Raw genomic sequence first — 11,691 nt, forward strand, 5'->3', positions numbered from 1 at the left:
GCACCGGGGCACAGTCGTTCCCCGGCGCGGGTGTGACAGATTTCGAGCGGTCAGCGCTCGCGCGTGCGCGCGTAATGACGCGAGGCCTTCGCCCGGTTTCCGCAGGCGGACATGGAGCACCAGCGCCGGGTTCCGTTGCGCGAGGTGTCGTGGAAGTGCAGGACGCAGGTCTCGGAGGCGCACTTGCGGATCCGGTCGGGCGCGGAGCCCAGCAGTTCCAGGTAGTTACGGGCGGCCGTCCAGGCCGGACCCCAGGTGCGGTCGTCGAACTCGGCGCGCTCGCCAGGGCCTTCGGCGGTCAGCGTGGCGCGGATGCGCCCGTGCTCCAGTACCGCGTCCACCAGGGCGCGCGCGCTCTCGTCGGCGGGGTCCGCGACCGCCCGGGCGAGTGCCTCGCGGGCGGTCATCAGGTGGACGAGGGTCGAGGCGTCGGCCCGGAAGCGGCCGGCCAGCCCGGCGGACTCCAGCCAGACCGAGAGCCCTTCGACCCGGCTCAGTCCGAAGGCCCCGGCGAAGAGGTCGACGGGCTCGCCCTCCTGCATCCAGCGGGTGTTCAGCAGGTCGAGGGCGATCGGCTCCCCGGTCAGGGGCCGCGGGTCCGCCGTCGTCATGTCCGTCTCCTTGTTCGCTAACCCCTCAAGAGTACGTGAGTGGTTGACACCCTTCCATCTAACCTTTAAATTGAATTTAGAAGGTTAGAACTCGTCGCACGGCCTCTGGGGAAGGACCCGTCATGACCACCGCCATCAGCAAGCTCCGCACCGGACACGTCGGCCTGAACGTCACCGACCTGGAGCGCTCGCTCGCCTTCTACCGGGACGCCCTCGACTTCCAGGTGCTGGGGGAGGGCAAGGAGGAGGACCGCCGCTACGCCTTCCTCGGCCGGGACGGCGAGCTCGTCCTCACGCTCTGGCAGCAGGCCGACAGCGCCTTCGCACCTGCCGCGGCCGGACTGCACCACCTGGCCTTCTCGGCCGGAGCCATCGAGGAGGTGCGTGCGTACGAGGAGCGGCTGCGCGTCCTCGGCGTCGACTTCGCCCACGAGGGCGTCGTCGCGCACGGCGAGGGCGCGGCCTCCGGCGGCATCTTCTTCCACGACCCCGACGGCACCCGGCTGGAGATCTCCGTACCGACCGGCGCCGAGGATGCCCCCGCTCCCACCGCGGGGGCGCCGACCTGCGGGTTCTTCTAATGGGCGGCGTCTACCACTGGGGGTCGCTGGCGGTGCAGGAGCGGGTCGGCGTACGCGGGCCGGCCGAGCACGTCGGCCGCTCGATCGGTACGGGCATCCGCGACGTCGCCGCGGCCTTCCTGGGGCTCCAGCCGCACCTGGTCGTCGGGGCCGCCGACGACGCCGGCCGGATGTGGGCCTCCCTGCTCACCGGGCCGCCCGGCTTCGTCCGGGCCACCGGGGCGCACCGGGTCGCCGTCACGGGCGGTCCGCCCGCCGGCGACCCGCTCGCCGGGGCGCTGGCCACGGCCGGCACCCGGGTCGGGACCATCGCGCTCGACCCGCGCACCCGGCGCCGGATGCGGCTGAACGGAACCCTCACGGCCACCACGCGGGGCTTCGCCGTCGAGGCCGAGCAGGTCTTCGCCAACTGCCCGAAGTACCTGCAGCAGCGGCAGCCGCTGGAGCTGGTCGAGGACGGGGCCGGCGTGGTGCACCGCGGGGACGCGCTCACCCCCGGCCAGGTGCGGACCGTCGGGGACGCCGACACCTTCTTCGTCGCCACCACGGCGGAGGCGGACGGTGTCGACGCCAGCCATCGCGGCGGCCTGCCGGGCTTCGTGGAGGTCCTCTCCCCGGTCGAGCTGGCCTGGCCGGACTACGCCGGGAACGCGATGTTCCTGACCCTGGGGAACCTGATGACCGACCCGCGGGCCGGGCTGCTCTTCCCGGACTGGGAGAGCGGGGCCGTCCTCCAGCTCAGCGGCCGGGCACGGACGGAGTTCGCGCCCGACGGCGGCCGCCGCACCCGCTTCCGCGTGGAGTCGGTGGTGGAGGCCGTCCATCCGGGGCGGCTGCTGTGGAGCACCCCGGAGTACTCCCCTCACCTGGGGAGCACCACCAGGTAGGCGGCGGGCTCATGGTCGTCCGAAGCCGCCAGCGCGGTCCGGATGACCGCGGCCTGCTGCTCGGGCCAGTCGCGGAGCTTGCGCGGGGTGATGTGGAGGACGGTCACCCCGAGCCGCTCCAGCGTCTCGCGCTTGCGCACGCACTCGGACCACGCCTCGTCCTCGCCCTGGCGCGGGGCGCGGGTGTCGATCTCCACGGCCACCGAGTGCTCGGGCCAGTACGCGTCGACCCCGCCCAGGTGCGGACCGCCGGGGATCCGCAGGTCCACGTTCCAGACAGGGTCGGGGAGTTCGCAGCCGCGCACGAGGTGGTACAGCCGGTCCTCGGCGATGGCCCGGCCCTCCGCCAGGAGGGACTCGACGGCGTCGACCACGTGCGGCCGGTTCAGCAGCCGGGCCACCGTCAGCTCGCGTACGACGGCACTCGGTTCGCAGTGCCCGCTGCGGACGGCCTCGCTCAGCAGCCGGCGTACGGTGCCCGCGTCGGACAGCTGTGCGACGGCGTCGGCGACCGCCCGGGCGGCGGGAGCGACGGGCAGCCCGGTGACCTCCTGGGACCGGGGCGCGGTGTGCGCGCGCACGATCCGTACGTCACCGGTGGACCGGAGCCGCCGGATGCCCGGCACCAGCACGTCGATGTGCGGGACGGCGGTCAGCGGGGGCGCGGAGGCGAAGCGGTACAGGGCCAGCGCCGCCAGCCCGGTGATCATGGCCTCGCCCCCGCCGCGCCGGCCCGCGTACAGCAGCGCGGCGTGCAGCCGTTCCTCGCTCGTCGCCGGCCCGGAGTGGAGCAGGAACACGCCGGGCAGGATCTGCTGCCAGGGCCGCTCGGCGGCCTCGGAGGCACTCACGCCGTGCTCACGCAGCTGTGCGAGGGTCAGCACGCGGGGGCGGTTGCCGGTGAGGTGGGCGAGGGGGAGGGGTGCGTTGTGGTTCATGACGCGGTGATTCCCTCAGGCCATGGCCTTGCTAACCCCTGTTACACGCCCGTCGACAAATCCGGACAAGCCGGGGCTAAAGTACGGGCGTTCGACTGCCGATGGGGTGCGCCCGTCCGGGGGACCGGTTTCCCGGCCTCCGCCCCGGACCCCGGTCCTCACACTCCCCGGGCTACCGCTGGGAGGTGCCCCCTGGACCGGCTGGAGAATCCAGCCTCGCCGGCGGGTGAGGTGCAAGGTCCGGGGCGGAGCCCCGGCAGCGGCGCCGCTGCCTGGTGCTGTGACCGGCAAGGTTCACCGGGTCGCGACGCCCGGCACGGCACCTCGCCGCGTTGTCAGACCGCGCACGTACGTCCGGTACGAGCCGCGGCCCTCCGCCTTGCGATGCACCGCACCGGACGCCGCGCCCCGGCAAACCTTTCCGGCCACAGCACTAGGCGCCCGCCGCCGCGTCACACCGCTGCGCGGCAAGGGCCCTGGCCAGGTCGTCGCGGGACTCCAGCACCAGGCGGCGCAGCGCCGGGGCGGCGTCCTCGTGCCCGGCCAGCCACGCGTCCGTGGCGTCCAGCGTGGCGGCGTCACCCTGCAGCGAGGGGTAGAGCCCCTTCACGATGTGCATCGCGATCTGGATCGACCGGTCCGCCCACACCCGCTCGATCACCTCGAAGTAGCGCCCCGCGTGCGCGGCCAGCAGGCCCCGCTGCGAGGGCTGCTGCATGCCCGCGATCGTCGACTCCACCAGCGCGTTGGACAGCGCGTCCGACTCGACCACCGCCGCCCACGCCTGGTCCTTGACCGCCTGCGAGGGGCGCGCCGCCAGGCACCGGACCTGGTGCCGCTTGCCCGACGCGGTGTCGTCCCGGGCCAGTTCGGCGGCGATGACGGCCTCGTCCACCACCCCGTGCGCGGCCAGCGTCAGCAGGAAGTCCCAGCGCAGCTCCTGGTCCACGTCGAGCCCGTCGATCCGCGCCGACCCCTCCAGCAGCCCCAGCAGCAGCTGGAAGTCGCCCTCCGTCGCCGCGCTCGCCGCGAAGAAGCGCGCCCAGGTCAGCTGGCCCTCCGACCCCGGCTCGGCCACCCGCAGCTCGTGCAGCGCGCCCGCCGCCAGGTCCCGGCCGCCCTGCTCGCGCCGGTCCGGCGCCGTGTAGTGGGTGACCGCGGTCTGCGCCTGTGCGTGCAGCTGCTGCAGGACGCCGACGTCCGTCTCCCGGCCCGCGTGCGCCAGGACCAGCGAGACGAAGTCGCGCGCCGGCATCAGGCCGTCCCGGGTCAGGTTCCACAGCGCCGACCAGCCGAGTGCCCGCGCCAGCGGATCCGTCAGATCGCCCAGGTGCGCCCGCAGCGTGGCCAGCGAACCCTCGTCCAGCCGGATCTTGCAGTACGTGAGGTCCTCGTCGTTGACCAGGACCAGGTCGGGCCGGTCCTGCCCGGCCAGCTCCGCGATCACCGAACGGGCGCCGGAGACGTCCGCCTCGGCCCGCGCGTAGCGGACCAGCGCACCGTCCGACCCCAGGCGGTACAGGCCGACGCCGACCCGGTGCGGCCGCAGCTCGTCGCCCTCCTGGACGACCGCGAGCTCGGTGATCCGCCCCTCCGCGTCGTAGCTCACCACCGGGGTCAGCGCGTTCACGCCCGCCGTCTGGAGCCAGGCCCGCGACCACTCGGTCATGTCCCGCCCGGACACCTCGCCGAGCACCGACAGCAGGTCGTCCAGCGTGGTGTTCCCGTACGCGTTGGCCTTGAAGTAGCGGCGCGCGCCCTCCAGGAACGCGTCCCGGCCGACGTAGGCGACCAGCTGCTTGAGCACCGCCGCGCCCTTGGCGTAGGTGATGCCGTCGAAGTTCAGCTTCGCGGCCTCCAGGTCACGGATGTCGGCCGTGATCGGGTGCGTGGACGGCAGCTGGTCGGCGCGGTAGGCCCACGCCTTGCGGTTGTTGGCGAAGGTCACCCACGCCTGGTCGAAGCGGGTGGCCTCGACGAGTCCGAAGGAGCCCATGAAGTCCGCGAAGGACTCCTTCAGCCACAGGTCGTCCCACCACTTCATGGTGACCAGGTCACCGAACCACATGTGTGCCATCTCGTGCAGGATCGTGTTCGAGCGCCGCTCGTACGAGGCCTGCGTGACCTTGCCGCGGAAGATGTACTCCTCCCGGAAGGTCACCATCCCCGGGTTCTCCATGGCGCCCAGGTTGTACTCCGGCACGAAGGCCTGGTCGTACTTCCCGAAGGGGTAGGGGTAGTCGAAGATCTCGTGGAAGAGGTCGAAGCCCTGCTTGGTGACGAGGAAGATGTCGTCCGCGTCGAAGTGCCTGGCCAGCCCCTTACGGCACATCGCGCCCAGCGGGATGGTCAGGTCCCCGCGGGTGTAGGTGTCCGTCACGTAGTGGTAGGGGCCCGCCACCACGCAGGTGATGTACGTGGAGATCGGCGCGGTCTCGGCGAACCGCCACACCGAGCCCTCGCGGGACTCCTCGGCGCCGTTGCTCCACACCCGCCAGCCCTCGGGCGCGGTCACCTCGAAGCGGTAGGGCGCCTTCAGGTCCGGCTGCTCGAAGTTCGCGTACACGCGCCGGGCGTCGGCCGGCTCGTACTGCGTGTACAGGTAGACCTCGCCGTCCTCCGGGTCCACGAAGCGGTGCAGGCCCTCACCCGTCCGGCTGTACGCGCAGTTCGCGTCGACCACCAGGATGTTCTCGGAGGCCAGGCCGGCCAGGGCGATCCGCGAACCGTCGAAGACGGCGGCCACGTCCAGCGCCCGCCCGTTGAGGGTGACGGAGTTGACCGAAGGGGCGATCAGGTCCGCGAAGGTGGCGCCGCCGGGGACCGCGGCCCGGAAGCGGACCGTCGTCACCGAGCGGAAGGTCCGCGGGCCCTCTGCCGGCTCGGCCTCGTCGACCGCCGACCGGATGTCGAGGACGACCTCGTACCCGTCGACGGACAGCAGCCCGGCCCGCTCGCGGGCCTCCTCGCGGGACAGATTCTCTCCGGGCACCTGCACTCCTTCGTGCGTGATCGCGTTCTTGGGTCGAATCCTCGCACGAGGGGAATGCGCGCGACGGCCACCTGGTTGGCGACGGAGGACATGCGCCGCTGATGCCTTTTTCCCGCCTGAGACCGACACCGAGGAGAGACATGACCGAGACCCAGGTGCGCGAGAAGACCCCGGTCGACTTCTGGTTCGACCCGCTCTGCCCTTGGGCCTGGATGACGTCCCGTTGGATGCTGGAGGTCGAGAAGGTCCGCGACGTCGAGGTGCGCTGGCACGTGATGAGCCTCGCCGTCCTCAACGAGAACAAGCTCGACGAACTGCCCGAGGTCTACCGCGAGCTGCTCGGCCCCAAGGGCTGGGCGCCCGTGCGCGTCGTCATAGCGGCCCAGCAGAAGCACGGCGACGAGATCACCGGCAAGCTCTACACCGCGCTCGGCACCCGCATCCACAACGAGGACAAGGGCCCGACCCGCGAGGTGATCGCCGAGGCGCTGGCCGAGGTCGGCCTGCCGGCCGAGCTGCTCGCGTACGCCGACTCCGACGAGTACGACGAGGTGCTGCGGGCCTCGCACAACAACGGCATCGACCGCGTGGGCCAGGAGGTCGGCACCCCGGTGATCTCCGTTCCGGGCGCCGACGGCGAGGGCGACGTCGCCTTCTTCGGTCCGGTGGTCACCCCGACCCCGCGCGGCGAGGCCGCGGCCCGGCTGTGGGACGGCACCCTGCTCGTCGCCTCCACGCCCGGCTTCTACGAGATCAAGCGCACCCGTACCAAGGGCCCGATCTTCGAGTAGCCCACACGGCGAAGACACGGAAACACGCAGACACAGAGACACAGAAGACCCCCGTGAGTCACGTCCTCACGGGGGTCTTCTGCTGGACACGCCCGCCGGTGAAGGTTGAGAAGACGATCACGAGGCGGGCGGGCTCGGGGGTGCGATCAGCCCTTGACGGGGATCAGCAGCGGGGTGTTGGCCTTGGCGTCGGCGTAGCGCCGGGAGACGTCCTGCCAGTTGACGACATTCCACATCGCTTCGATGAAGTCCACCTTCTGGTTCTTGTACTGCAGGTAGAAGGCGTGCTCCCAGGCGTCGAAGACCAGGATCGGGGTGCTGGCGACACCCACGTTGCCCTGGTGGTCGTAGACCTGCTCGACGACCAGGCGGCCGCTGACGGGCTCGTAGGCGAGCACGCCCCAGCCGGAGCCCTGGGTCGCGGAGGACGCGAAGGTCAGCTGCTTCTTGAACTTCGCGAAGGATCCGAAGGACTCGGTGATCGCGTCGGCCAGGTCGCCCAGGCCGTCGGCGGCGGTGGGCTCGCCGCCGCCCTCGCCGGTCTTCGGGCTGGCCATGTTGTGCCAGTAGATGCTGTGCAGGATGTGGCCGGAGAGGTGGAACGCGAGGTTCTTCTCGAGGCCGTTGAGCGCGCCCCAGTTCTCCTTGTCGCGCGCCTCCGCCAGCTGCTCCAGCGTGTTGTTGGCGCCCGTGACGTAGGCCGCGTGGTGCTTGTCGTGGTGCAGCTCGATGATCTGCGGGTTGATCACCGGCTCCAGCGCCGCGTAGTCGTACGGAAGCTCAGGAAGCGTGTAGATGGCCATGCGTGTTATCCGGTCCCCTCGGCGTGCCAATCGCTTATTGCAATCAATGCGCAACTGCACGCTAGCAGCATCTATTCCGCCCCACACGTAAGGGTCACCTCTGTAAACGCAGGTGGGCCCCGTGCGTTCGCACGGGGCCCACCTGCGGTAGAGGGGTGTCAGCGGGCGGCGGGCGCCCGGCGCTGCAGCAGATATCCGGTCACGGCGAGGGCGACGGTGAGCCCGCCCGTGAAGATCACCTGGACCCGGGTGTCCTCGCCCAGCGCCATCAGCACCAGGACCCCGGCCACCCCGGCCAGCGCAACCCAGGTCAGGTACGGGAAGCCCCACATTCGCACGACGAGCTTCCCGGGGGCCTCGCGCTCCAGCCGGCGCCGCAGCACGAACTGCGAGACGGCGATGAAGCCCCAGACGACGAGGATGACCCCGCCGACCATGTTCAGCAGCCAGGCGAACAGGGTGTCCGGGTACCAGTAGGACAGCAGCACGGTGACGAAGCCGAAGCCGGAGGAGGCGAGCACCGCCCGGCGCGGCACGCTGCCGGTGACCTTGCCCAGCGCCTTGGGGCCCTGGCCGCGGGAGACGAGGGAGTAGGCCATGCGGGAGGCGCCGTAGATGTTGGCGTTCATCGCGGACAGCAGGGCGATCAGGATGACCACGTTCATGATCTCCCCGGCCGCCGGGATGCCCAGGTGGTCCAGGGTGGCCGCGTAGGGGCCCTGCTCGGTGACCTTCGGGTCGTTCCACGGCAGCAGGGTCACGATGACCAGCATCGAGCCGACGTAGACGACGGCGATGCGCCACATGGTGGTCCGCACGGCCTTGGCCACGCCCTGGACCGGGTCCTCCGACTCGGCGGCGGCGATGGTGACCGTCTCCAGTCCGCCGTAGGCGACGACCGAGGCCAGCAGGCCGACCAGCAGGCCGCCGACCCCGTTGGGCAGGAAGCCGCCGTCGTGCAGCAGGTTGGCCGTGCCGGGGGCGGAGGTGCCGGGCAGCAGACCGAGGACCGCCAGCACGCCGAGGCCGAGGAAGAGGCCGATGGCGCCGATCTTGAGGGCGGAGAACCAGAACTCGAACTCGCCGAAGTTCGAGACGGCGGCCAGGTTGGAGCCGCAGAACAGCGCCATGAAGACCAGCACCCACATCCACGACGGGGTGCCCGGGAACCAGCCCGTCATGATGTGCGCCGCGCCGATGGCCTCGATGGCCACGCCCACGCACAGCAGCGTCCAGAACATCCAGCCGGCGGTGAACCCGGCCCACGGACCGATCGCCCGCTCCGCGTGCACCGAGAAGGAGCCGGAGGCGGGGTTGGCGGCGGACATCTCGCCGAGCATCCGCATCACGAACATGACGAGCAGTCCGGACGCGGCGTAGGCGAGCACGATCGAGGGGCCCGCCGCGGCGATGCCGGCTCCGGAGCCGACGAAGAGTCCGGCGCCGATGACACCGCCGAGGGCGATCATCGAGAGGTGGCGCTGCTTGAGTCCGTTGCCGAGCGGGGATCCGGAGTCGGTCCGCGGCGGCTCGGGAGGTGCGACGGTGCTGCTGTGGCTCATGGGGTGCGTGCCTGTCCGGTGCGGGGGTGGAGCGCGCCCAGTGTGCCGAGTGTCCGATCACCGGACGCTTCGCGTCCGATATCCGGACGATCGCTTCACGGATCGTGATCATGTCCGTACGGCCCGGGAAAGGCAGGACCCCCGTGCCGCGGCACGGGGGTCCTGTGGTGCGTCGGGTGCGTCGGGTGCGCAGCGGGTCAGCCGGCCCGCCGCTCCCGCAGCTCACGGACGCCCGCCACGGCGAGGACCAGCAGGGCGGCGCCCGTCGACCACAGCAACTGCGGGCGCGCGGAGTCGTCGAACAGCATCAGCACCAGGACCGCCGCCATCCCGGCCAGCGCGGCCCAGGTCGCGTACGGGAACAGCCACATCGGCAGGATCAGCCGCTCGGGCATGTCCCGCTCGATCCGGCGGCGCAGCTTCAGCTGCGAGACCGCGATCAGCGCCCACACGAACAGCAGGACGGCGCCGACCGCGTTGAGCATGTAGAGGAAGATCGTGTCTGGCCACAGCAGGTTGAGGACCACCGAGACGAAGCCGAAGGCCACCGACGCGAACACGGCCCGGCGCGGCACGCCGCCGCCCGAGACCTGCAGCAGCGACTTCGGCGCCTCCTCGCGCTCGGCCAGCGAGAAGATCATGCGCGAGGACCCGTACAGGTTCGCGTTCAGCGCCGACAGCAGGGCCACGAACACCACGATGTTCATGATCTGGCCGGCGCCGGGGATGCCGATGGAGTCGAGGACGGCGACGTACGGACTCTGCCCCGGCTCCAGCGAGTCCCACGGCAGCAGGGTCACGATGACGACCATCGAGCCGACGTAGAAGAAGAGGATGCGCCACACCGCGCTGCGCACCGCGCGGGAGACGGAGCGGGCCGGGTCGTCGGACTCGGCGGCCGCGATGGTGACGACCTCCAGGCCGCCGAAGGCGAAGATGACGGCCAGCATGCCCGCGACCACGCCGCCGAAGCCCTGGGGGAAGAAGCCGCCGTGGCCGGTCAGGTTGGTCATGCCGACCGGATCCGTGTCCGGGAGCACGCCGAAGATCGCCAGGGTGCCGAGGATCAGGAAGAGCACGATCGCGCCGACCTTGAGGGCGGCGAACCAGAACTCGAACTCGCCGAAGTTCTTCACCGCGGCCAGGTTGCTCACGGTGAAGACCACCATGAAGAGCAGCACCCAGACCCACTGGTCGACCGAGGGCACCCAGCCGTTCGCGATCTTCGCGGCGCCGGTGGCCTCCACGGCCAGCACCACGACCAGCAGGAACCAGTACAGCCAGCCCGCCGAGAAACCGGCCCAGCGGCCGAGCGCCCGCTCCGCGTAGACGGAGAACGAGCCGGAGGCCGGCATCGCGGCCGACATCTCGCCCAGCGCGCGCATCACCAGCATCGCGAGGACGCCGGCGAGGAGGTAGGAGCAGATGATCGCGGGGCCGGCGATGCCGATGCCGGCGCCGGAGCCGACGAAGAGGCCGGCGCCGATCACGCCGCCGAGCCCCAGCATGGTCAGGTGGCGCTGCTTGAGGCTGTGGCTGAGGGGTTCCGGGGGCAGGTCGCCCGTCGTGGGAGGTGCGTCTGGCAAACGCTCACGCATGAGGAGTGCTCGTACTCTCGTTCGGCCCAGCGGTGGTGGGGACTCCGCCATTGGCTTGGCAGGATCCAACAGTCTCGCTGAGCGGCGGTCGTCCGTGCAAAACGGACGTGTTGTCGGATGTTGCTCGTGACGAGGATCACGCCGCGCTGATCAGGGGGGTGGGCTTTGTCCGGTCCCCACCAACGGGGGGAGCGGGGCTTTGTCCCGGGCGGCGGTGGGGCGGCTCCGGACCCCGCACTAACGTCGGTGATCGTCCCGACCCCCACCACTGTGCGGAGCCCCTCATGAGCACTGCTTCCGTCTCCCTCCGGCCCGGCGCCGTCCTCGCCGACCTGCTGCCCGCGAGCCGCGTGCGCGACATCGCGCTCGTCGTCGGCGGCGCCGCCCTGACCGGTATCGCCGCGCAGATCGCGGTGCCGGTCCCCGGCTCCCCGGTGCCCGTCACGGGCCAGACCTTCGCCGCGCTGCTCGTCGGCACCGCCTTCGGCGCCCGCCGCGGCTTCCTCTCGCTGGCGCTGTACGCCCTCGTCGGCATGGCGGGCGTGCCGTGGTTCGCGGGCGGGACCTCCGGGGCCGGCGGCGCCTCCTTCGGCTACGTGCTCGGCATGATGCTCGCCGCCACCGTCGTCGGAGCCCTCGCGCGGCGCGGCGCCGACCGCTCGGTCCTGCGGACGGCGGGCACGATGGCGCTCGGCTCCGCGGTGATCTACGCGGTCGGCGTGCCGTACCTGATGGCCGCCACCGGGATGTCCCTGGGCGCGGCCGTCGCGGCGGGCCTGACCCCGTTCCTGATCGGCGACGCCCTCAAGGCCGCCCTCGCGATGGGCGCCCTGCCGGCCGCCTGGAAGCTGGCCGGCCGCCGCGGCTGACGAGGATCCCTGCTACGGCCGGAGCCCGGCCCGCCTGACGAGGCGGGCCGGGCTCCGGC

At 71.6% G+C, this 11,691-nt stretch carries 10 protein-coding genes; 4 read left to right on the top strand and 6 right to left on the bottom strand.

The genetic code is table 11. The features are described 5' to 3' along the window. Positions 1-50: 50 nt before the first annotated feature. The gene (locus AAT21_RS01450; protein WP_046774887.1) at positions 51-611 is read right to left on the bottom strand and encodes a CGNR zinc finger domain-containing protein; all 561 of its coding nucleotides are present in this window, start codon (positions 609-611) and stop codon (positions 51-53) included. A 122-nt stretch (positions 612-733) separates the two neighbouring features. Here AAT21_RS01450 and AAT21_RS01455 point away from each other — a divergent pair, with 122 nt between their 5' ends. After that, a complete protein-coding gene (locus tag AAT21_RS01455; RefSeq protein ID WP_046774888.1) occupies positions 734-1,192 on the top strand; it encodes a VOC family protein in 459 nt (152 codons plus the stop codon). Continuing rightward, a complete protein-coding gene (locus tag AAT21_RS01460) occupies positions 1,192-2,079 on the top strand; it encodes a pyridoxamine 5'-phosphate oxidase family protein (RefSeq protein ID WP_046774889.1) in 888 nt (295 codons plus the stop codon). The genes AAT21_RS01455 and AAT21_RS01460 overlap by 1 nt, the downstream gene beginning before the upstream one ends. Here the strand turns inward: AAT21_RS01460 and AAT21_RS01465 are convergent. Further along, entirely contained in the window at positions 2,055-3,017 is a 963-nt protein-coding gene (locus tag AAT21_RS01465) for a hypothetical protein (RefSeq protein WP_046774890.1), read from the bottom strand. The two genes, AAT21_RS01460 and AAT21_RS01465, sit on opposite strands and share 25 nt — an antisense overlap. Positions 3,018-3,450: 433 nt before the next feature. Then, positions 3,451-6,009, bottom strand: a complete 2,559-nt coding sequence (pepN, locus tag AAT21_RS01470) for an aminopeptidase N (protein WP_046774891.1) — start codon at positions 6,007-6,009, stop codon at positions 3,451-3,453. A gap of 140 nt (positions 6,010-6,149) precedes the next feature. Between pepN and AAT21_RS01475 the strand changes: the two genes are divergently transcribed. Then, the gene (locus AAT21_RS01475; RefSeq protein WP_046774892.1) at positions 6,150-6,800 is read left to right on the top strand and encodes a mycothiol-dependent nitroreductase Rv2466c family protein; all 651 of its coding nucleotides are present in this window, start codon (positions 6,150-6,152) and stop codon (positions 6,798-6,800) included. Positions 6,801-6,946: 146 nt separating this feature from the next. On the opposite strand, the gene AAT21_RS01480 is transcribed toward AAT21_RS01475, so the two are convergent. From AAT21_RS01480 to AAT21_RS01490, 3 genes are all read right to left on the bottom strand, one after another. Then, a complete protein-coding gene (locus tag AAT21_RS01480; RefSeq protein ID WP_030036236.1) occupies positions 6,947-7,603 on the bottom strand; it encodes a superoxide dismutase in 657 nt (218 codons plus the stop codon). A gap of 158 nt (positions 7,604-7,761) precedes the next feature. Then, positions 7,762-9,165 (bottom strand): amino acid permease, encoded by a 1,404-nt coding sequence (locus AAT21_RS01485; RefSeq protein WP_046774893.1) that lies wholly within the window; start codon positions 9,163-9,165, stop codon positions 7,762-7,764. A 197-nt stretch (positions 9,166-9,362) separates the two neighbouring features. Next, positions 9,363-10,763, bottom strand: coding sequence for an amino acid permease (locus AAT21_RS01490; RefSeq protein ID WP_046774894.1), 1,401 nt, complete (start codon positions 10,761-10,763; stop codon positions 9,363-9,365). 284 nt (positions 10,764-11,047) lie between these two features. Here AAT21_RS01490 and AAT21_RS01495 point away from each other — a divergent pair, with 284 nt between their 5' ends. Further along, on the top strand, positions 11,048-11,632 hold the full coding sequence (locus tag AAT21_RS01495; protein WP_046774895.1) for a biotin transporter BioY: 585 nt from the start codon (positions 11,048-11,050) through the stop codon (positions 11,630-11,632). The last annotated feature ends 59 nt before the right edge of the window (positions 11,633-11,691 follow it).

Origin of the sequence: Streptomyces yangpuensis (assembly GCF_001005295.1) — a bacterium.
Classification (GTDB): Bacteria; Actinomycetota; Actinomycetes; order Streptomycetales; family Streptomycetaceae; genus Streptomyces; species Streptomyces yangpuensis.